The organism is Bacillus sp. JJ722 (assembly GCF_036963345.1).
GTDB lineage: Bacteria > Bacillota > Bacilli > Bacillales > DSM-1321 > Bacillus_AD.
The window spans coordinates 10,098-31,174 of record NZ_JBALMO010000065.1; the positions used below are offsets into that span (position 1 = coordinate 10,098).

Below are 21,077 nucleotides of genomic sequence, written 5' to 3' on the forward strand. Positions count from 1 at the left end.
ATAAAAAAGTATATAAATCCTTTTTTGCGTTACAAATTTAACACTTTGCCCTGATGAAACGTTAAAATTTTATAGGTCTTTTTACTCATTTGAGGCGAAAAAGCGAAATTTTTCTTTATTTTAATAAAGTTTTTAAAAAACCCAATTTACAAATTGTCGAAAAATTGTATAATAAATTTTGAACATATAAACGTATAGATAAAGGAGTGTGTTAATTTGAAAAAGTCTAAATTTTCTCTGCTTTTAGTTCTAACTTTAGTTCTAAGCATGTTTTTAGCGGCATGTGGCGATAAAGAAGAATCAAAAGATGGAGACAAGAAAAGTGGCGATAAATTAGCTGCAAAGCAGGAGCTAACAGTATTAGAATCTGCTACAATTCCAACGATGAACAGTATCAAAGTTGAGGATACAGTATCAATAACAACTATGAACAACACTCAAGAAGGTTTGTACCGTCAAGACCAAAAGGGTGTATTAGTTAATGCGATTGCTGAAGGGGAACCTGAAGTGAATGCAGAAAGTACTGAATTTACAGTGAAAATCAAAAGTGGCCTTAAATGGAACAATGGTGATGCTTTAACTGCTAAAGATTTCGTTTATGCATGGCAACAAACTATTGATCCAAAGAATGCATCACTTTATGGTCCATACATGATGGACGGTAAAATTAAAGGTGCAAAAGAAATCACTGCTGCAGGGGCAGCTAAAACAGAATATGATTTAACTTCTTTAGGTATTAAAGCTCCTGATGATACTACATTAGTTATTCAAACTGAAAAGCCAATGACTGTGGATTTCTTCAAAGGTTTAATGGCTTTCCCAACTTTCTATCCATTAAATCAAAAGTTTGTTGAAGCACAAGGCAGCAAATATGGTACAACTGCAGAAACACATCTTTCAAACGGTCCATTCAAGTTAGCGAAATGGAACGGTCCTACTGCAACTGAGTGGGTGTATGAGAAGAACGAAAACTACCGTGACGCAGAAAATGTTCATTTAACAAAAGTAACATTTAATGTATCTAAAGATCCGCAAGCATCAGTTAACGCATTTGAAGCTGGTGAAGTTGATATTACACCTAAATTATCGTCTGACATCGTACCGCAATATGATGGTGATAAGCGTATGGTAAGTTGGTTAGAGCCAACTGTTTGGTGGTTAAAATTAAACCAAAAAGACAATCCAGCATTAGCGAATGAAAATATTCGTAAAGCTATTGGACTAGCTATCAACAAAGAAGACTTAACTACTGACGTATTAAATAATGGATCAATTCCAGCTTACTACGCTGTACCGAAAGAATTCGTTAAAGATGAAAATGGAAAAGACTTCCGTGATGGTAACGGAGATTTAATGAAATATGATGTTAAGAAAGCCCAAGAATATTGGGAAAAAGGTTTAAAAGAACTTAAAGTTGATAAAGTTGAACTTAGCTACCTAAGTGATGATACTGAAAGTGCGAAGAAACAAGGTGAGTATATAAAAGATCAATTAGAGAAAAACCTTAAAGGTTTAACTGTTAAAATTGAAAGTGTTCCTTTCGCTGTACGTTTAGATCGTGATTCTAAACAAAATTACGATATGCAAATAGCAGGTTGGGGACCAGACTATTTAGATCCGATTTCATTCTCTGATCTATGGGTAACAAATGGTGGAAACAACAGAATGAGCTATTCAAACCCTGAATACGATAAGTTAATCGAAGAGGCAAATAATACAGCTGACCCAGCTGCAAGATGGACTGCGTTACAAAAAGCTGAAAAAATATTATTAGAAGAAGATTCAGCGATTGCGCCATTATATCAACGTGCTTCTAACTTATTAGTTAACGAAAATGTTCAAGGATTTACTTATCATAAAGTGGGACCTGAATATAGCTATCAATATATTAAAATTACAGAATAATCTTTTACAGGTTCATGCATAACTAACTTATGTCATGTCCATAAAAGGGAGTATATTCTTATATACTCTCTTTTTACCTATTATAAATTGTCGAATTATGTTGAAATAAAAAATTAGGAGGTGTAACTGGTGGGTAAATATATAGCGCAGCGTGTTTTTTATATGCTATTAACACTATTTCTAATAGCTTCTCTTACGTTTTTCCTCATGAAAATCATTCCTGGTGCACCTTACAAGAATGTCAATAAGCTCTCTGAGGCTCAAATTGAGATCATGAATGAGAAATATGGTTTAAATGATCCAGTTCCAGTTCAATATGTGAAATATATTGGAAACATTCTTCAGGGTGATTTAGGAACTTCCTTCCAATACAATGATACTCCGGTCACACAAATTATCGGTGATTTAATTGGCCCGTCTGCACAATTAGGCTTTCAAGCAATGTTCTTAGGGACGATTGTAGGGATTGCGCTTGGACTCATTGGGGCTTTAAAGCAAAATACATGGATTGATTATGGATCTACCTTTATAGCTGTTTTAGGTAAATCGGTACCAAGTTTCGTATTTGCTGGGCTACTGCAATACATTGTCGGTGTAAAATTAGGTTGGCTACCTGTTATGTTCTGGAAAGGATTTGAGTATACAATCTTACCAACGATCGCATTGTCTATATTCCCGATTTCTATTGCGGCTCGATTTATGAGAACAGAAATGATTGAGGTTTTAGGTTCAGATTATATTACACTTGCTAAAGCAAAAGGAGCTAGTGGCTTTGAAGTAGCTGTAAAGCATGCTTTAAGAAATGCGCTAATTCCTGTAGTAACAGTATTAGGGCCTTTAACAGTTTCATTAATGACAGGTTCACTAGTTATCGAAAAAATCTTCGCAGTACCAGGAATTGGTGAACAGTTCGTTAAAGCCATTCAGGTAAATGACTATCAAGTAATTATGGGTACAACTATATTGTTTGCAGCATTATTTGTTGTTGTTGTTTTAATTGTTGATATCCTTTACGGATTTATTGATCCAAGAATTAGACTTGCGGGAGGAAAGAAATAATGGCAAATGCTGAACAAAAAATACCAACTGAAAAATTTCAACCTGCCATTATGGATTCTTCAAAGCATGAAGAAATCGTTAAGCCAAGTTTGAACTTTTGGCAGGATGCTTGGTTGCGTTTACGTAAGAATAAAGGTGCGGTTGTTAGTATTTTCCTTATTGGACTAATTATAATCATGGCCTTTCTTGGACCTCTAATTAGTGGAAAAGAAGCAGATACGCAAAATGTAAAACAAGCAAATTTACCACCTAAAATTCCTGTTTTAGAAAATGTGGAGTGGTTACCATTTGACGGTAAAATGGTGAATAAAGCTGGTAAAGAAATAGATATGTATGAAATGAAGAAAGTTGATGAAGATACGTACTACTGGTTTGGAACAGATGGACTAGGAAGAGATATCTTTACTCGTCTTTGGAAAGGTACGCAAATCTCTCTTTATATCGCTCTATTAGCAGCATTCATTGATATGGTTGTTGGTGTTGCATACGGGGCAGTCTCAGGTTACTTCGGTGGGCGACTTGATAATATTATGCAACGTATAACAGAAGTCTTAATGGGAATTCCGAACTTAGTAATTGTAGTTCTTATGATTCTCGTATTAGAACCTGGTATAATTTCCATTACTATTGCTCTTTCTATTACCGGTTGGGTTAGTATGGCCAGGGTTGTACGTGCACAAACATTAAAATTGAAAGAACAAGAATTTGTTCTTGCTTCTAGAACACTAGGAAACTCTAATGCTAAGATTATCTTTAAGCATCTTGTACCGAACTTGGCTGGTGTCATCATTATTAATACGATGTTTACCATTCCTAGTGCGATATTCTTCGAAGCGTTCTTAAGCTTCATCGGACTTGGTTTACAAGCTCCAGCAGCTTCTCTTGGTACATTGATTGATGAAGGATTCAAATCGTTATTAACATATCCTCATATGTTAATTTTCCCTGCTGTAACAATCAGTACAATTATGATTTGTTTCAACTTGATGGCAGATGGACTTCGTGATGCATTAGATCCAAAAATGCGTGATTAAGGTAGGTGAGAATAATGGAAAAAATATTGCAAGTTAAAGATTTAAATATTTCGTTTCATACTTTCAATGGTGAAGTGAAAGCTATTCGAGGTGCTAACTTCGATTTATATAAAGGTGAAACACTAGCAATTGTTGGCGAATCAGGTTCTGGAAAGTCTGTTACAACAAAAACAATCATGAGATTACTTCCTCCAGGGAATTCTGAAATTAAGCAAGGAGAAATCTTTTTTCACGACAAAGATCTTACGAAACTAAGCGAACGTGAAATGCAGAAGATTCGCGGGAAAGACATTTCAATGATTTTCCAAGATCCTATGACTTCATTAAATCCAACAATGAAAATCGGCAAACAAATCATGGAACCGATATTGAAACACCATAAAGTATCTAAAGCAGATGCGAAACAGAGAACGATTGAGTTGCTAAAACTGGTTGGTATTCCTAGACCAGAAGAGCGCTTTGAGCAATACCCACACCAATTCTCAGGCGGTATGAGACAACGTGTTGTAATTGCCATTGCTCTTGCGTGTAATCCGAAAATTCTAATCGCTGATGAACCTACTACGGCACTTGATGTAACGATTCAAGCACAAATACTAGAATTGATGAAAGAGATTCAAAAGAAAGTAGATACGTCGATTATTTTCATTACACATGATTTGGGTGTAGTGGCGAATGTTGCCGATCGTGTTGCTGTTATGTATGCTGGTAAAATCGTAGAGATTGGAACGGTTGATGAAATATTCTATAATCCTCAGCATCCATATACTTGGGGATTGATTAGTTCAATGCCTGATTTGGATACAAAGGATCAAGAACTGTATGCTATTCCAGGAACACCTCCTGATTTATTGCACCCTCCTAAGGGAGATGCATTTGCACCGCGTAATGAATATGCAATGCAAATTGATTTAGAAGAACAACCTCCAATGTTTAAGGTTTCTGACACGCATTATGCTGCAACGTGGCTACTTCATCCAGATGCACCAAAAGTAGAGCCGCCAGAAGCAGTATTAAAAAGAAAAGAGTATTTCCTTTCTCTTAACGGAGGTCGATAATATGGCACAGAAAGAGATTTTATTAGAAGTCAATAATTTAAAACAATATTTTAACTCAGGTAAGCAAAATGTAGTCAAGGCTGTAGACGATATTTCATTCTTTATTTATGAAGGTGAAACGCTTGGATTGGTTGGAGAATCAGGTTGTGGTAAATCAACAACAGGAAGAACGATCATTCGTTTATACGAAGCGACAGATGGTAAAGTGTTGTTCCGTGGAGAAAATGTTCATGGTAAGAAAACAAAAGCTGAAATGAAGAATTTAAACCGTAAAATGCAAATGATTTTCCAAGATCCATACGCTTCGTTAAATCCGCGTATGAAAGTAAGTGATATCATTGCTGAGGGAATTGATATTCACGGCTTAGCATCGTCAAAAGAAGATCGAAAGAATCAAGTGTACAAGCTATTAGAAACAGTTGGTTTAAATCGTGAACATGCGAATCGTTATCCACATGAATTCTCTGGTGGTCAGCGTCAACGTATTGGAATCGCACGCGCACTTGCTGTGCAACCAGATTTCATCATTGCAGATGAACCGATTTCAGCTCTAGACGTATCTATTCAAGCGCAAGTAGTAAACTTATTGAAACAATTGCAAAAAGAAAAAGGCTTAACCTATTTATTTATTGCTCATGATTTATCGATGGTTAAATATATTAGTGATCGTATTGGTGTTATGTATTTTGGTAAATTAGTTGAGATTACAACAAGTGAAGAGCTTTACAATAATCCTCTACATCCTTATACTAAATCATTGCTATCAGCCATCCCACTACCAGATCCAATTAGCGAGCGTAAAAGAAAACGTACGCCTTATGATCCTTCTGTTCATCAATATAGCGAAGGTGAAGAAGTGAAAATGCGTGAAGTAAAGCCTGGACACTTTGTATTATGTTCAGAGAAAGAATTCAAGCAATACCAAGAACAACAAAAGTAATAACAAAAAGCTCCCTGAACGAGGGAGCTTTTTCAATGTCTGAATTCAGTTTGAAAATCATTTTTATTTCCCGCCAACTTGATTCCAACCTGTTTGCGTGCGAAGTGAAGCATCTACATGTACGTCTTTCTTTTTTCCTCTAAATAGTTTTTCTCCGATGGTGTTTCCGATTACACCGTTTAAAGCGGTGAAACCTACAACAAGTATGGCAACAATAAGAAAGTCCATGAAATATCCAATCATAAGTCTGCCTCCTTTTGAAACATTCCATTTCTCTTCTATTATAAAAGAATGTATATGCAATGGAAAGAATTTTCTGGAAATTTAGTTGTGTTAGGTTATAATAATAAAGGTGTTCGACAAATATTGTCAAAATTCTCAAGAAAAAACTCGAAGTTATTATCGGTAAACTTAAAATTATTTATAAAATGAAAAAGTTGATGAGTTTATATATGGTGAAATAGGGTATTTACTTAATAGGAAGGTAAGAGTAAAATTATATTAAAATATGAATAAACTGTGATAAATGAGAATGTGTTGTCTTTATTGTTATTAATTTTAAGTCTAGTTAGAAAGATTGATTATTGGTATGATCACCACATTCTGTTGATTAAACGTTGGATTAAAGCTTTTTTTAATATTTTAATATTTTTTAAAAAAGGTGTTCATTTTATGAAAATATAATGTATAATTGACAGTAGACATTCTTTATTTAAAGTTATTTTAATTTAGTGTGTGTTGTTCATAAAAGGAAAAAGTTTTCCCAATCATAGATCATGGGGTTCTATAAAAAGGGGAGTGTGAATAGTTATGGTAACTTTATATACATCACCAAGCTGTACATCTTGTCGAAAAGCGAAAGCTTGGCTAGAAGAACATAGCATACCTTATGTTGAAAGAAACATTTTCTCAGAGTCTCTTTCTATTGAAGAAATAAAAGAAATTCTGCGAATGACAGAAGATGGAACTGATGAAATCATTTCCACAAGATCTAAGACGTTTCAAAAATTGAATGTGAACTTAGAAACATTGCCATTACAAAAATTGTATCGTCTTATTAAAGAGAACCCTGGTCTATTAAGAAGACCTATTATTCTAGATGAGAAAAGATTGCAAGTTGGCTACAATGAGGACGAGATTCGTCGTTTCCTTCCAAGAAAAGTACGTACATTCCAGCTTCGTGAAGCTCAACGTATGGTAAATTAATTTGATTATTTTCCTTGACTTAATATAGTCGAGGTTTTTTTTTATTTTGCAAAGATAGATCGTGTTTGAACACTTATAGAGGAGTTTTATATTGTATGTCGAATTAGTCTGCTTAAACATGAATAATTACTACCGATAAGAAAGTAATTATTTGATTGTTCACATATAATATCATGATATGTGAAAAAAACAAACAATAATGCATTCACATTTATTAATCAACAAATTTTAGTGCTTATTGTTTGATTTGTTTTTTGATGGATATATCGTGAATGTAGGAAGTTTGTATGTCTAAATGGACTATAAAAATTGCTGGTCATGGTAATGGATTCCGAACCTTGATTAAAGCTAAAATATTATGTAAAATTAGAGCAATCTTTTAGGCGAAAGTTTGTTTTTACAAATATACTGCATTTTGTTTTCCTTCTTATCATTTTTATCATAAAATAGCAGTAGGATTATGATTTAAAGAACAAGGGCAAAATGATTGTACGACTCGACTCACTTTTTTGGGGGTAATTCCCTTCACACTATAATTATGATAGAAGGGAGAGGGGTTTTTTATGGAAATAGAACGAATTAATGAACATACAGTCAAGTTTTACATTTCATATGTAGACATTGAGGAAAGAGGATTCGATCGTGATGAAATTTGGTATAATCGTGATCGAAGTGAAGAATTATTTTGGGAAATGATGGATGAAATTCATCATGAAGAAGAATTCGCAATCGAAGGTCCACTTTGGATTCAAGTGCAAGCTTTAGATAAAGGCTTAGAAATAATGGTCACGAAAGCACAGTTCACGAAAGATGGTAGCAATTTAGAAATTCCGATTGCTGACGATAAAGTGAAAGAATTACCAGTAGATGAAAGAATTGAATCACTCCTTGACCAGCACTTCCAAGTGAAACCGGAAAACAATGAAGATGAAGCTACGGAATATGATCTAGACGTGTTAGAATGTATGATTCGATTCCAGGATTTCGAAGATGTTATTTCTCTAAGTAAGAGAGATGGGTTAGAAGGATTTAAATCTTCTTTATACTCATTTGAAAATAAATACTATTTGTACGTTGAATTTGAAGAAGAAGAAATGGATGAGGGCTTTATTGATAATACATTAAGCATCTTGTTAGAATACGGTGTTGAATCTTCTTTAACAATTCATCGCATCCAAGAGTATGGTAAAGAAATTATCGCCGAAGATGTATTTAAAACAATTAATAAATATTTCTCTTAATGATCTTAAGAATTACTACATGTGCTCACTGTTGGCGAACAGTGAGTTTTTTTGTTCTCTAAATATCAAAAGTAGGCTTGATGTATGCGAAACATAAAATTGGTCATTCATACATTAGCAAATTAACTTAGTTTTTTATAATATATAGTATAAAAATGTCGAACCATATGGCTTTTCATACGTAAACATAGGGTATGTACAAATAAAAAACATCATTGTAAAAGAGTGAAGGGAGATTCTATGAAGAATACGGTCAGGCTAGGTATATTTATCTGTCTGTTTGCTGGTCTATGGTATTTATTTAAAGACCGAATAAATGGTAATTTTTTTAGTGTTATAAGTATTGTTTTAACTATCGCGGCTATTGTGATCGGTATTGTTATATTTTTGGAAAACCGTCATCCAACACAAACGTTAACTTGGTTAGTAGTGATAGCTGCTTTTCCGTTGTTCGGATTTATTTTTTACTTTCTATTTGGGCTCAATTATCGAAAAGAAAGAATATATCGGAAGAAATATTTTTTGGACAAGCAAGCTTTTTTGAAAATCGAAGGGGAACCAGATGTCAGTGAAAAACGACTTAAAGTTATGGGAGATCATCAAAGGAAACTAATTTCACTCGCACAAAGAATAGGGAACAGCCCTATTTCTTTCGCTACAAAAACAAAGGTATTAACGAATGGAGAAGAAACATTCTCGCATATATTGCAAAAATTGAAACAAGCAAAGCATCATATTCATTTAGAATATTATATTGTTCGTGATGATCATATTAGTAATGAAATAAAGAATGTGCTAATTGAACGTGCAAAGCAAGGGGTTAAAGTTCGTTTCTTATATGATGCTGTGGGCTCATGGACGTTGTCGAAAGAGTATATTAAAGATTTACGTGATGGAGGTGTTGAAGTAGCTGCATTCGGCCCTGTTTCTTTACCTTTTCTAACGAATAAAGCAAACTTCCGTAACCATAGGAAAATCATTGTGGTTGATGGTAATGTTGGATTTGTGGGTGGTTTAAATATTGGTGATGAGTATTTAGGAAGAGATGAAAATTTTGGTTTCTGGCGTGATACGCATCTTCTAGCTGAAGGAGAGGCAGTTCGCACGTTGCAGCTAATATTTCTTCAAGATTGGTATTATAGTACAAATAAAAGCTTCCTGACAGATGAATATTTATCCCCGAGTATACCCATTGTACATCAACATGGTGGTGTACAAATGATTGCCGGTGGTCCAGATAATGAATATAGTGTTATTAAAAATATTTTCTTTAGCATGATTTCTTCGGCGAAGGAATCCGTTTGGATTGCTTCACCATACTTTATTCCAGATGAGGATATTTTTCAAGCTATTAAAGTGGCAGCCTTAAGTGGAATTGACGTCCGCATTTTAGTACCTAAAAACCCTGATAAGCGAATTGTATGGTATGCTTCCCGTTCGTATTTTCCTGATTTACTCGAAGTTGGGGTGAAAATTTATGAGTATAAACAAGGCTTCATGCACAGTAAAATAGTGATCGTAGATCGAGAACTAGCTTCGATTGGGACAGCGAATATGGATATGAGAAGCTTTCATTTAAATTTTGAAGTGAATGCGTTCTTATATAAAACAGGTAGCACGAACAAATTAGTGAATGATTTTCTAGGAGATATAGAACAATCACAAGCTTTACATGAAGATTCATTTAGAAAGAGACATTTTGGTAATCGAATTATGGAGTCGACTTGTCGCTTACTTTCTCCATTATTATAGTTTTATATTGGAAGAGGGCTGTCCGAAAAGTAATTTTCAATCACTTTTCGNNTGTTATGCTTGCTGAGTATCTTGAAAATGCCTATAATTGGCGCTTTTGAAAGAGATGAAATGCATGTGTTTCCCTATAAAGTAGGAATAATGACTTTCACGTACATGTAAAAATCTAAAACACCATTACTTTATTGGACACTCTCTTACCTTATGAATTTGAAAGAGAAAAAGGGATTCTGTAAAAAGATGTCGAATGTACTCAAATGGAAGGAGGATATATGATGTTAGTAGCAAAATCTAAAGATGGATCAATTATTTCATTATTGTCGTTAACTAGAAATGAAATAGAAGATTATCGTACCGAAGCGTATTATTGTCCATGTTGTAATAAGAGAGTGAACATGAAGGCAGGAAGGATAAAAATTCCTCATTTTGCACATGCTGTACATGAGTCTTGTCAATATGCATCAGAAGGAGAATCACTTGAGCATTTACAAGGGAAAAAACAATTATATGAATGGATTAAAGATCAAGGATATTCTGTAGAGTTGGAGAAATATTTTCCTGACTTTCAGCAAAGAGCAGATTTATATGTTGAGGTTGAGAATATCAAGTATGCCATTGAATTTCAATGTTCTTCCATTTCATTGGATGATATTATGAAGCGTACACAAATGTATATACAATATGGAATTATACCTTTGTGGATTTTGAGTAAGTCTTTTTTGAAGAGGAAAAGGCATAATACTTATACAATTTCGTCTTTTCATTGGTATGCCTCATCAGGCAGCCTATTAGTGCCTAAGTTATTCTTCTATTCCCCCTCGTTGCATCAAATGATTATATTATCACAACTTACACCTTTTTCTTCTCGCTTAACTTTGTCGAAACCACATTTATTTCAAATGAAGTATTTATTGTTTCCTCAATTAATCAAAACTCCCGTCATCGCTACATTCTTTTATCACGATTGGATCATTGCTAAACAAAGATGGAGGTTAAATGCCTCTCAATATGCAACCTTTTCTCCTGTTCTTTATCACGCTATGTATGCGGCTCGCATCTATCCAGCGACATTTCCGCATGAAATAGGTATTCCTGTACCTTATGGTCATTTGTATGAAACAAATGCAATACAGTGGCAATTCTGGATGTTTGAACGTGTTTTAAAAGACAAGGCGCCAGGTGACTATATAAATCTACAAGAGTGGAAAGAAGCTCTTATTCATTGTTTGAAAGAAAAAAATATTATCCTTCGTATTACACCATTTCATTCTACTATCAATCCATTTCTACCCGTTGAACATTATGTACTCATGCTTGAAAAATTAGGTGTGTTAAAACGAATAGAGAAGGGGAGGTATATATTAAATCGTTTAGTAGAAAACTTTAATCCAGAAGAGCCAAATCAAGAACGAGTTTTCTACAGAAAAGTATCATATATCTATGATGAACTCATGAAAAGATAAGCAGGATTTTAAATTAGGATACAGAATTAATAGTATAATTATTCTGTATCCTAATGGAATGGATGTAATATTATTTTGAAACGGAGGATTAGTTATGGCACAAACAAATAAACCAAAAGCATTACCTGCTCGTTCAGAAATTAAGGTTGAAGATACATGGAGATTGGAAGATATATTTGCAACTGATGCTGATTGGGAACAAGAGTTTAAAAGCGTGAAAGAAGAACTTGGAAAAGCTAGTTCATTTCAAGGAGTGCTTGGAGAGAGTGCTGACCAATTATATAAAGCACTTCAATTTCAAGATGAAGTATTTGAACGTTTAGGTAAGCTATATACATATTCACATATGAGATATGACCAAGATACTACAAACTCGCATTATCAAGGAATGGACGATCGTGCGAAAACTTTGTATTCACAAAGTGCAAGTGCGTTTTCTTTTATCGTTCCAGAGATTTTAAGCATCGATGAGTCAAAGCTTACTAATTTCTTACAAGAAAGTCAGGATTTAAAACTATATACACATTATATTGAGGATATTAATTTACAAAGACCTCATGTGTTATCCGCAAGTGAAGAAGAACTTCTAGCTAAAGCTTCTGAAGTATTAAATGCTTCTAGCAATACATTTGGGATGTTAAATAATGCTGATCTTGAATTTCCTTGCATTAAGGATGAGAACGGAGAAGAGGTACAAGTAACACATGGTCGATACATTACATTTTTAGAGAGTACAGATCAACGTGTCAGAAAAGATGCATTTGAAGCAGTTTATGAAACGTATGGTAAATATTTAAATACTTTTGCAAGCACATTAGCAGGTAACGTGAAGCAACAGCAATTTAATGCAGAAGTTCGCAAATATGATTCTGCTAGACAAGCAGCACTCAGTGCCAATAATATACCTGAAACAGTGTATGATAACTTAGTAAACACAGTTAATGATAATTTGCATTTAGTGCATCGTTATATTGACTTACGCAAGAAAGTATTAGGTGTTGATGAACTTCATATGTATGACTTATTTACACCACTGGTGAAAGAAGTAAAGATGGAAGTGTCATATGATGAAGCAAAGGACTATATTTTAAAAGGATTAGCACCACTGGGTGAAGATTATAATCGAGTTCTTACAGAAGGCTTTGAGAATCGTTGGGTAGATATTCATGAGAATAAAGGTAAACGAAGCGGTGCTTACTCTTCAGGTGCATATGGTACTAATCCATATATTCTAATGAACTGGCAGGATAATGTGAATAACCTATTCACACTTGCCCATGAGTTTGGTCACTCTGTGCATAGTTACTATACGAGAAATACACAGCCGAATACGTATGGGGATTATTCTATTTTTGTTGCAGAGGTAGCTTCTACATGTAATGAAAATTTGCTTAATGATTACTTGTTAAAAACAATTAAAGATAAAAAGAAACGTTTGTATTTATTGAATCATTATTTAGAAGGTTTCCGTGGTACGGTATTCCGTCAAACGATGTTTGCTGAATTTGAGCAAAGCATTCATATGAAGGTGCAAAATGGTGAAGCATTAACAGCGGAGTCGTTAACAGAAGAATATTATAACCTTAATAAGAAATACTTTGGTGACAATATTCATATTGATAAAGAAATCGGTAGAGAATGGGCGAGAATACCACATTTCTACTACAACTTCTATGTCTACCAATATGCAACTGGATTTAGCGCAGCTACAGCGTTAAGTAAAGGCATTCTAGAAGAAGGGCAACCAGCTGTTGATCGTTATATTGAATTCTTGAAAGCTGGAAGCTCTGATTATCCAATTGAAGTGCTTAAGAAAGCTGGAGTAGATATGACGAAAGCTGATCCAATTCAAGAAGCTTTAACTGTATTTGAAGAAAAATTAAATGAAATGGAAAGCTTATTATAGGGGAATGAATAGAACTCCGCTTAACTGTTATGTTAGGCGGAGTTTTCATTTGGAATAGGGGAGATTGTGAATAAAAGTAATAGTTAATTTATTGATTTGAGTTTTGTTATAAATAAATGGTAATTTTAAATATATCAAGATAGTGAAAAAATTAAAAACCTTTAAAGCGATTTTTATCATTTAGTGAGAGTAAAAAAATAAAAACAGCTAAAAATAAAATGGGAATAGATAGAAATAATGGGAAAGTATTGATTAAAGCAAGGATATGTATGACTAGAGCAGTAAATATTAAGCAGGAAAATAAGATGATTTTTTTTGGATTCATAATAATCTCCTTTGAAAAATGGTATTTATATAGTGTATGATTAATTTAAAATATTATTCTAAAAATTTGACGAAAATGTGAAAGATCTAACAAACACTTGAAATGTTCATGGGATATCTGTTATAGTATGAGTGTGAAGTTGATCACAAGCAAACATATACCCCTTTGTTTGACCGTGAAAAATTTCTCCCATCCCCTTTGTTCGTATGAATAGAGAGAGGTCCTGCTTATCCCGGCGGGGCCTTTTTCAGTTTTCTCTTTATTTTCCACAAAAATAAGCTGCCTCGATATATGAGACAGCTTATGTTATATATTTCCAAAACATTCCGTATTTCGCAGGTATACATTCTACTACCCTTTGTAGTTGGAGTTTTTTCATTTCGTTTTCTACTGCTTGATCTGTCAGATCGTATGTGATAGCTATTTCTTTTGTTGCGACGACGTTATAGAAACGAACAAAAGACTCTATGTTTGGTAAAGGACTAGGTTCAGGTATATTTGGCATCATTTCAGATAAAATAGACAAATACACATCATAAGAGTAACAGCCAGATACTTTAATGCCTTCTTCTTCTATATTGCTGTTAAAAAATACGAGGGAAGGTATTTCCTGAACATCCATTTCATTTGTGATTTTTACATCGCATTGAAAAGCTTTTGCTGCTGCTTTTGAATGAATATCATTTAGAAATTCATCTATATCAAGTTTTACAGCTTTTGCACATTCAATTAAGATCGGCATTTCAGAAATATTCTTTTTCTTCAGGAAAAAATATTCCTGGAATTTCCGTAAAAACTTTATTCCTTGCTTTCTTCCTTGAAGCTCAGCTGCTTTTATGGCGATGGATGCATTATATGGCATAGAAAGCGGAAGAGAATTGTTAATCCATAACTCTCCTTCACATGACATTCCTGTTCTACTCGCTGTTTTCTCCCATAGCGTAGCTATATTTTCAGAAGAACGTGTGCAAGTGTTTAAAGTAGCTAATTTTCCGCTAAGCACATGTTTAATGCTGATAATATTTCCGTATTCCATCTGTAGCTTTTTAAGAATGGGTTCCATTCCCCAGCATTGTGGACATAGGGGATCTATAAAAACATAGATTTCAATTGGTTTTTTACCGGTAATATTACAATGGTACTTATGTAGCCACTCAATAAAATTGGTGTTTTCTTGAGTACTCAACTGCTTTCTCCTTTCTTGACTATGATCGTCATCGTATAGGCATTTTTTTTGTAAAAATAGTTTCAGCTTATACAAGTTTTTTAGTCTTGAGAAGGCGTATTTACCATATGTTGAGCAGTTAGAGAAAGGCGGCTAAAAATAAATTCTCGCAATTCATTTTGAAGCTGAACCTCATCCATGGCTGCACTCATACAGTCTAACCAAGCGGCAGCTCTTTCTGGTGTAATCTCAAATGGAAGATGACGAGCGCGTAACATCGGATGTCCGTGTTCGTCTGAGTACAAAGAAGGGCCGCCTAAAAATTGCGTCATAAATTGTTTTTGCCTACGAATTGTCTCTGTTAAATCATCTGGAAAAATAGGTATTAATAATGGATGTTTATGCACGTTTATATAAAATCTTTCAATTAAATGATGTAATTGTCTTTCTCCTATTGCTTCAAATGGGGTTTTTGAATGTGACATCGTATTTCTCCTCACTCAGCTTTTGTAAAGATATTGTAGCAACCAGCTCAGAATATCTCAAACATCTAGCTTGAAAAGGTTAAATTTTACAATGAAAAAGAGTAGATCAAAATGAAGAATCTTGAGCTACCCTTTCTTGGTTATTAGTACATATGTTAAGCAGTATATGTGCCTAAAACTTTTTGTACGTAATTTTGAGTCTCTTTGAATGGCGGTATGCCATTGTATTTATCTACATTTCCTGGACCTGCATTATAAGCCGCTAAAGCTAACGTTGTATTTTGATCATACTTATCGAGCATTTGACGTAAATATTTAGCTCCGCCCATAATGTTTTCTCTTGGATTAAAGACATCGTCTACTCCTAAATACTTTGCAGTTGTTGGCATAAGTTGCATTAGCCCAGCAGCCCCAGCATGACTTGTGGCAGAATTATCAAAGTTAGATTCATGTTTAATAACAGAAGATATAAGCTTCGCTGGTACGTTATAACGTTGAGCTGCCTCTTCAATATACTGCTCATATTGCTTACCTGCTCCGGTTAAGGAAATAGGAGTATGGTTGCTTAAATGAGTAGCATTATATGAAGGCAGTGCAGAAGAATGACTTAATGGTACATTATTATTCAACATTGCGCCTGTGTAATCAGTATTCTTTGCAATACTAGCGATACTTCCAAGTGTGTTTGTGATTGACGAGCTATCAGTTTGATTCATTAAGAAGCTCATTAGTAATTCTTGAAACATCGTTGAGTTTGATGAGCGCTCTGATGAAGGGTTACTTGTTAATCCTTGAAGAGCTTTTATTTCAATCAAAGTTCTTAGTTCTTGTACATTCATATGCCTCACCCCAATTATTCTACTTGTTGAACTTTTCGTTATAAAACCTTTTAATCTTATTATCGGTTTGTCTAAACGGAATGTTCAGTTCTTTAAGTAGGTTGGTGAAATTTTCTTCTCCGATGGCGAAATCAGTCACCTCGTATTCCAATTCATAATCTTCTTTGTTTAGATAGTTACTATGGTCTAAAACGAGAGTTCCATCCATATACTTTGTTTCAGCGCGGCTTGTTGCTAATGATCCAAAGAGTTCCAATTTGGTAGGTGAAATTCCGAATTCGGTTAAGATCATGTTTGAAATAGAGCCTATTTTTATTTTGTTTGTTTCAAGAATTTCATGTGCTTCTTCGAAAGATAATGTTTCGTGTGTTTCAAGTAAGCCTTCTTGGGCTGGTTGTTTTAGTGTTAATACATATTTATCGTTTTTTTGACGAATGCGTAGAGCCGCTCCATTTGCTTTCAAAGCGAAGTCTGGCGTATCGAAGTAATGATTTACTTGAGTATTGAATTCCTTTTTCTCTATAGAAAAGTATTGAGCCAATTTCTCAAATTCCTCTTTAGTTAATAGGTTTTTAAATTCAATTTCGATTTCTTGATTCATAATATCGTCCTCTCAATTAGATTATATATTGAATCTTACTTCAACCTTAGGCATACGTTAAGGGTTATGGTAAAATAAAATTGTTAGTAGCAGGAGGGAAAACCATATATGAGTAAAATAATTGAAGTTAAATCTATTATAAACGAATCGAATAAATTAATAATAAGATGTGATAGGCCTAGTATAGCTGAAATCGAGCCAAAGGGTCAGATGCTAGTGAACTCTGATGAGTTTGCCTTTATATACATAGTTGAATGTGAGAATGAATATATGTACCTTTCATTGCCTGAAGGTACTTGGGTACATTTAAAGGAAGTCTGTCAAAGTAAGAGTCCTGTTGTTTTGAGTAATAATACTGAAGAAATCGAGCTACCTCACTTTGTAGAAGAATTATTATACTTAATCGATAATATTAAAGATAATGCTAACTACGGTGATGAGATGGGCTCTAGAGTAGAAAAAGTATTCGTGTAAGAAGTTCTGAGGCAGGTGCTGTTTTAAGATGAATTGGGATGATTTCTTAGCTCCCTATAAGCAAGCTATAGAGGAGTTAAAGGTAAAACTTAAAGGAATGCGAACACAGTTTGAGCGTGAAGGTATTCACTCACCAATTGAATTTGTAACAGGTAGAGTGAAGCCCGTTCCTAGTATTCTTGATAAGGCGGAAAGAAAGGGAATCCCTATCGAGAAGCTAGGTGAAGATTTACAAGACATAGCCGGACTCCGAATGATGTGTCAATTTGTTGGTGATATCAAAACAGTTGTACAATTGTTAAGGAATCGAAATGATTTTGAAATCATAGAAGAAAGAGATTATATTTCTTATAATAAAGCGAGTGGCTATCGATCATATCATGTTGTTCTAAAGTATCCAGTTCAAACAATTCGTGGGGAAAAGAAAATACTAGTAGAAATACAAATTCGAACATTAGCTATGAATTTCTGGGCGACTATTGAGCATTCACTAAACTATAAATACCGTGGTCAATTTCCAGATGATATTCGTGTAAGGTTGAAACGAGCAGCAGAAGCAGCCTATTTGCTTGATAAAGAAATGTCAGAAATTGCTATAGAGATACAAGAAGCGCAAAGAGTTTTTTCGAAAAAAAATGATGAAGCTCAAAAACTAACATAATTAAAAGTATGTTGTAGGGAAAAAAAGAAGAGCTATTCACGCGGGAGGGTATCATGAAATTCGCCATAACCTCAAAGGGAGACGATAAATCAAATAAGTTAATGCAAAGAATGAAGATGTATCTTCAAGACTTTGAATTAACACTAGATGAAGAACGTCCGGACATTGTTATTTCAGTAGGAGGAGATGGAACGCTTTTGTATGCGTTTCATCGGTTTAAATACCGACTAGACCAGACAGCTTTTGTTGGAGTACACACAGGTCATCTTGGGTTTTACGCAGACTGGACGCCAGAAGAGGTTGAAAAGCTGGTGATAGCTATTGCTAAGACTCCCTATCAGGTAGTGGAATACCCTCTTTTAGAGGTTATTGTTCGATATAAGCATGGTGGAGCGCCATCGAAGTTTTTAGCGTTGAACGAATCAACGGTAAAAGGGGTAGAAGGAACGCTTGTGATGGATGTTGAGATTAAAGGGCAGCAGTTCGAAACATTTAGAGGCGATGGTTTATGTGTATCTACTCCATCAGGTAGTACGGCGTATAATAAGGCATTAGGTGGTGCAATTATTCATCCTTCAATTAATGCTATCCAGATTGCAGAAATGGCATCGATAAATAATCGTGTATTTCGTACAGTAGGATCACCATTAATACTTCCTGACCATCATACTTGTATGTTGAAGCCTGCTAATCAAAATGATTTCATTATAACGATCGATCATTTGCAAGTATTACAGAGAGATGTAAAATCAATTCAATATCGAGTTTCCGATGAGAAAATTCGATTTGCACGTTTTCGCCCATTTCCATTTTGGAAACGCGTACGCGATTCGTTTATCGCTGACTAATAATTGATGAGAATAGGAATAGAATATGAGTGTGTTTCAGTTAACATGGCGTATAAAAGAGCAGCAAGAAGGTATGGTGTTACGGGAATTTCTTAAAGAACAACATATTTCGAAAGCCGCTTTAGCAGATATTAAGTTTAAAGGTGGACGCATTCAAGTGAATGGCTATGAGGAAACCGTTCGCTATTTGTTACAATACAAAGATATAGTGAATGTGCAATTTCCAATTGAACAGACAAGTGAAGGGTTATTACCTGAAGACTTGCCACTGCAGATTGTGTATGAAGATGAATATGTATTAATTATAAATAAACCACCTTTTACGAATACAATTCCATCTAGGGAACATCCCACAGGTAGCATTGCAAATCGTATAGCTGGTTATTATAAAAGAATGAATATCGCATCAACGGTCCATATAGTAACTAGACTTGATCGAGATACCTCTGGGCTAATGCTGATCGCGAAGCATCGCCATGTTCATCACCTGTTAAGTGAGCAGCAGAAGAAAGGTGAAGTAAGTCGAACATACGAAGCTTTTGTTCATGGTCATTTATATGAAGTAGGAAAAGTAGAGGCACCAATAGGACGCAAAGCAACTAGCATAATTGAAAGAGAAGTGCGTGATGATGGTCAATATGCTTGTACATTGTATCAATCAAATGCTGTATATGATCAATTCTCCCATATTCAATTGCACTTACTCACCGGTCGAACGCATCAAATACGAGTACATATGTCTTACATAGGGCATCCTTTACTCGGTGATGATTTATACGGTGGCTCACTTGACTTTATAAACAGACAAGCTTTGCATTGTAAGCAAGTTACTTTTTATCATCCTTTTAAAGAGGAAACATTAACGTTTCAAGCCGATTTACTAGAAGATATGAAGAAGTTAATCGAATAAAAAATCCGCTCTTTTGAGAGTGGATTTTTTTTGCGTGGAAAATGTTGTTGGTGAGGGAGGAATTTGAATTGTGGTTGAAAATATGAGCGGTGCTGGAGAAATATGAGTGGTGCTGAGAGTATATGAGCAGAGCCTGAGAAATATGAACAGACAAAAAAAGAGCACACTCCATTCAGAGTTGTACCCTATCAATGTTATTATTTCTCTAATTCCCTAAATTTCTCTCCAACATATGGCATGGATGAAGGAACGCTGACCAATTCAAGTTCCGGATAGCGAAGAGCGGTTAATTTGCCACCAAAAACACAACCGGTATCAATATTATAAGTACGGTTTTGTATAACTGGATCTTTTACAGGTGTATGACCATATACAATAATGGCTTTGCCTTTATGGTGTTTTGCCCAGTTTCTTCGGATAGGATAGCCATCTGGATGTGTTTTTCCAGTTATATCACCGTAAAGTACGAATGTTTGCACCTTTTTATCGTATCTACCTATATACTCTTCCTGTATTCCTGCGTGCGCAATGATAAGATTACCATTGTCTAATGTTTGATAAATGGGATTATCTTCATATAAAGAAATGAATTTTTTTCTTATACTATTTTGTTCACTAGGTGAAAGTGCTTTATATTCGGCAACAGTTGTTTCTAATCCATGTGTCACGCTAACATTTCTGCCTATGAAATAACGATATAGTTTATTGCAATGATTCCCAGGAGAGTAAACTCCTTTTTTTGATTGTACAAGACTATGTACTACTTCAATTATTTTTAAAGAATGTGGTCCACGATCGGTTAAATCACCAACAAAACCGAGAATTCGATTTGCGGGGTGAAGTGGAATCCCAGTCTCCCAACTGTATCCTAGTTTTTCGGTCAAGCATTTGAATTCCTCATAACAACCGTGAATGTCCCCTATTATATCGACGTTCATCATTATCATCTCCTATTTATATTGTATCCTATTTAGAAGCTAAATTATTTAAGCGAAGATCTGTCATATTTATTTTGGTTTCATTTTTTGGAAATCGAGAATAATAACGTTGTATGACTCTTGAAGAAATTGTGCCGGTATTGAATTTTTTAGCGACAACTTCCTATAGTTTTTGCTAGTATAGTACAGTAGGTTTTCAAATGTCTGATTTTATCCCGTTCAAACGGGCGCTAAGACTCCTACTTCAAAACGAAAGTAAAAGCGAAG

At 34.6% G+C, this 21,077-nt stretch carries 20 protein-coding genes; 14 read left to right on the top strand and 6 right to left on the bottom strand.

Annotated features, from left to right (window positions below; all coding sequences use genetic code 11):
• The first annotated feature begins 216 nt into the window (after nucleotides 1–216).
• The 5 genes from V7014_RS09570 to V7014_RS09590 all read left to right on the top strand — a co-directional run bounded on the left by V7014_RS09570 (nucleotide 217) and on the right by V7014_RS09590 (nucleotide 5,996).
• Nucleotides 217–1,905, top strand: coding sequence for a peptide ABC transporter substrate-binding protein (locus V7014_RS09570; RefSeq protein ID WP_335506497.1), 1,689 nt, complete (start codon nucleotides 217–219; stop codon nucleotides 1,903–1,905).
• 129 nt (nucleotides 1,906–2,034) lie between these two features.
• Nucleotides 2,035–2,964, top strand: coding sequence for an oligopeptide ABC transporter permease (gene opp3b, locus V7014_RS09575; RefSeq protein WP_335506498.1), 930 nt, complete (start codon nucleotides 2,035–2,037; stop codon nucleotides 2,962–2,964).
• Entirely contained in the window at nucleotides 2,964–3,998 is a 1,035-nt protein-coding gene (gene opp3C, locus V7014_RS09580) for an oligopeptide ABC transporter permease (protein WP_335506499.1), read from the top strand. Before opp3b ends, opp3C begins: the two co-directional genes overlap by 1 nt.
• Before the next feature lie 14 nt (nucleotides 3,999–4,012).
• The gene (locus V7014_RS09585; RefSeq protein WP_335506501.1) at nucleotides 4,013–5,056 is read left to right on the top strand and encodes an ABC transporter ATP-binding protein; all 1,044 of its coding nucleotides are present in this window, start codon (nucleotides 4,013–4,015) and stop codon (nucleotides 5,054–5,056) included.
• Nucleotide 5,057: 1 nt separating this feature from the next.
• The gene (locus tag V7014_RS09590; protein WP_335506502.1) at nucleotides 5,058–5,996 is read left to right on the top strand and encodes an ABC transporter ATP-binding protein; all 939 of its coding nucleotides are present in this window, start codon (nucleotides 5,058–5,060) and stop codon (nucleotides 5,994–5,996) included.
• A 63-nt stretch (nucleotides 5,997–6,059) separates the two neighbouring features.
• On the opposite strand, the gene V7014_RS09595 is transcribed toward V7014_RS09590, so the two are convergent.
• A complete protein-coding gene (locus V7014_RS09595; protein ID WP_335506506.1) occupies nucleotides 6,060–6,239 on the bottom strand; it encodes a hypothetical protein in 180 nt (59 codons plus the stop codon).
• Nucleotides 6,240–6,806: 567 nt separating this feature from the next.
• Here V7014_RS09595 and spxA point away from each other — a divergent pair.
• The 5 genes from spxA (at nucleotide 6,807) to pepF (ending at nucleotide 13,564) form a co-directional block, all read left to right on the top strand.
• Nucleotides 6,807–7,202 (top strand): transcriptional regulator SpxA, encoded by a 396-nt coding sequence (spxA, locus tag V7014_RS09600; protein WP_335506508.1) that lies wholly within the window; start codon nucleotides 6,807–6,809, stop codon nucleotides 7,200–7,202.
• A gap of 563 nt (nucleotides 7,203–7,765) precedes the next feature.
• Nucleotides 7,766–8,443 (top strand): adaptor protein MecA, encoded by a 678-nt coding sequence (mecA, locus tag V7014_RS09605; protein ID WP_335506510.1) that lies wholly within the window; start codon nucleotides 7,766–7,768, stop codon nucleotides 8,441–8,443.
• Between the two features lie 240 nt (nucleotides 8,444–8,683).
• A complete protein-coding gene (gene cls / locus V7014_RS09610) occupies nucleotides 8,684–10,195 on the top strand; it encodes a cardiolipin synthase (protein WP_335506511.1) in 1,512 nt (503 codons plus the stop codon).
• A 275-nt stretch (nucleotides 10,196–10,470) separates the two neighbouring features.
• Nucleotides 10,471–11,658 carry a competence protein CoiA gene (locus tag V7014_RS09615; RefSeq protein WP_335506513.1) on the top strand — a complete coding sequence of 396 codons (1,188 nt, stop codon included), beginning with the start codon at nucleotides 10,471–10,473 and terminating at the stop codon, nucleotides 11,656–11,658.
• Nucleotides 11,659–11,752: 94 nt separating this feature from the next.
• Nucleotides 11,753–13,564, top strand: a complete 1,812-nt coding sequence (pepF, locus tag V7014_RS09620; RefSeq protein WP_335506515.1) for an oligoendopeptidase F — start codon at nucleotides 11,753–11,755, stop codon at nucleotides 13,562–13,564.
• Nucleotides 13,565–14,190: 626 nt separating this feature from the next.
• Here the strand turns inward: pepF and V7014_RS09625 are convergent.
• The 4 genes from V7014_RS09625 to V7014_RS09640 form a co-directional block, all read right to left on the bottom strand.
• Complete coding sequence (locus V7014_RS09625; protein ID WP_438824900.1) at nucleotides 14,191–15,075, bottom strand: ClpXP adapter SpxH family protein; 885 nt, start codon at nucleotides 15,073–15,075, stop codon at nucleotides 14,191–14,193.
• Between the two features lie 80 nt (nucleotides 15,076–15,155).
• Nucleotides 15,156–15,539, bottom strand: a complete 384-nt coding sequence (locus V7014_RS09630; RefSeq protein ID WP_335506516.1) for a globin — start codon at nucleotides 15,537–15,539, stop codon at nucleotides 15,156–15,158.
• A 155-nt stretch (nucleotides 15,540–15,694) separates the two neighbouring features.
• Entirely contained in the window at nucleotides 15,695–16,378 is a 684-nt protein-coding gene (locus V7014_RS09635; protein WP_335506518.1) for a lytic transglycosylase domain-containing protein, read from the bottom strand.
• 19 nt (nucleotides 16,379–16,397) lie between these two features.
• Nucleotides 16,398–16,979: a CYTH domain-containing protein gene (locus V7014_RS09640; protein ID WP_335506521.1), complete on the bottom strand. Its 582-nt coding sequence runs from the start codon at nucleotides 16,977–16,979 to the stop codon at nucleotides 16,398–16,400.
• A 108-nt stretch (nucleotides 16,980–17,087) separates the two neighbouring features.
• Between V7014_RS09640 and V7014_RS09645 the strand changes: the two genes are divergently transcribed.
• From V7014_RS09645 to V7014_RS09660, 4 genes are read left to right on the top strand one after another with little or no spacing between them, the layout of a single operon-like run.
• Nucleotides 17,088–17,453 (top strand): hypothetical protein, encoded by a 366-nt coding sequence (locus V7014_RS09645; RefSeq protein ID WP_335506523.1) that lies wholly within the window; start codon nucleotides 17,088–17,090, stop codon nucleotides 17,451–17,453.
• A 28-nt stretch (nucleotides 17,454–17,481) separates the two neighbouring features.
• Nucleotides 17,482–18,114 (top strand): GTP pyrophosphokinase, encoded by a 633-nt coding sequence (locus V7014_RS09650; protein ID WP_335506526.1) that lies wholly within the window; start codon nucleotides 17,482–17,484, stop codon nucleotides 18,112–18,114.
• Nucleotides 18,115–18,167: 53 nt separating this feature from the next.
• Entirely contained in the window at nucleotides 18,168–18,962 is a 795-nt protein-coding gene (locus V7014_RS09655; protein ID WP_335506528.1) for an NAD kinase, read from the top strand.
• A gap of 25 nt (nucleotides 18,963–18,987) precedes the next feature.
• Nucleotides 18,988–19,872 (top strand): RluA family pseudouridine synthase, encoded by an 885-nt coding sequence (locus V7014_RS09660; RefSeq protein ID WP_335506530.1) that lies wholly within the window; start codon nucleotides 18,988–18,990, stop codon nucleotides 19,870–19,872.
• A gap of 197 nt (nucleotides 19,873–20,069) precedes the next feature.
• Here the strand turns inward: V7014_RS09660 and prpE are convergent, their stop codons facing one another.
• Nucleotides 20,070–20,810, bottom strand: a complete 741-nt coding sequence (gene prpE / locus V7014_RS09665) for a bis(5'-nucleosyl)-tetraphosphatase PrpE (RefSeq protein WP_335506532.1) — start codon at nucleotides 20,808–20,810, stop codon at nucleotides 20,070–20,072.
• Nucleotides 20,811–21,077 lie beyond the last annotated feature (267 nt).

What these genes read in the sequence shown, in the direction of transcription:
- opp3C (WP_335506499.1), top strand. Translation starts at nt 2,964, where the DNA reads ATGGCAAATGCTGAACAAAAAATACCAACTGAAAAATTTCAACCTGCC.
- V7014_RS09585 (WP_335506501.1), top strand. Translation starts at nt 4,013, where the DNA reads ATGGAAAAAATATTGCAAGTTAAAGATTTAAATATTTCGTTTCATACT.
- V7014_RS09590 (WP_335506502.1), top strand. Translation starts at nt 5,058, where the DNA reads ATGGCACAGAAAGAGATTTTATTAGAAGTCAATAATTTAAAACAATAT.
- V7014_RS09595 (WP_335506506.1), bottom strand. Translation starts at nt 6,239, where the DNA reads ATGATTGGATATTTCATGGACTTTCTTATTGTTGCCATACTTGTTGTA.
- spxA (WP_335506508.1), top strand. Translation starts at nt 6,807, where the DNA reads ATGGTAACTTTATATACATCACCAAGCTGTACATCTTGTCGAAAAGCG.
- mecA (WP_335506510.1), top strand. Translation starts at nt 7,766, where the DNA reads ATGGAAATAGAACGAATTAATGAACATACAGTCAAGTTTTACATTTCA.
- cls (WP_335506511.1), top strand. Translation starts at nt 8,684, where the DNA reads ATGAAGAATACGGTCAGGCTAGGTATATTTATCTGTCTGTTTGCTGGT.
- V7014_RS09615 (WP_335506513.1), top strand. Translation starts at nt 10,471, where the DNA reads ATGTTAGTAGCAAAATCTAAAGATGGATCAATTATTTCATTATTGTCG.
- pepF (WP_335506515.1), top strand. Translation starts at nt 11,753, where the DNA reads ATGGCACAAACAAATAAACCAAAAGCATTACCTGCTCGTTCAGAAATT.
- V7014_RS09630 (WP_335506516.1), bottom strand. Translation starts at nt 15,539, where the DNA reads ATGTCACATTCAAAAACCCCATTTGAAGCAATAGGAGAAAGACAATTA.
- V7014_RS09635 (WP_335506518.1), bottom strand. Translation starts at nt 16,378, where the DNA reads ATGAATGTACAAGAACTAAGAACTTTGATTGAAATAAAAGCTCTTCAA.
- V7014_RS09640 (WP_335506521.1), bottom strand. Translation starts at nt 16,979, where the DNA reads ATGAATCAAGAAATCGAAATTGAATTTAAAAACCTATTAACTAAAGAG.
- V7014_RS09645 (WP_335506523.1), top strand. Translation starts at nt 17,088, where the DNA reads ATGAGTAAAATAATTGAAGTTAAATCTATTATAAACGAATCGAATAAA.
- V7014_RS09650 (WP_335506526.1), top strand. Translation starts at nt 17,482, where the DNA reads ATGAATTGGGATGATTTCTTAGCTCCCTATAAGCAAGCTATAGAGGAG.
- V7014_RS09655 (WP_335506528.1), top strand. Translation starts at nt 18,168, where the DNA reads ATGAAATTCGCCATAACCTCAAAGGGAGACGATAAATCAAATAAGTTA.
- V7014_RS09660 (WP_335506530.1), top strand. Translation starts at nt 18,988, where the DNA reads ATGAGTGTGTTTCAGTTAACATGGCGTATAAAAGAGCAGCAAGAAGGT.
- prpE (WP_335506532.1), bottom strand. Translation starts at nt 20,810, where the DNA reads ATGAACGTCGATATAATAGGGGACATTCACGGTTGTTATGAGGAATTC.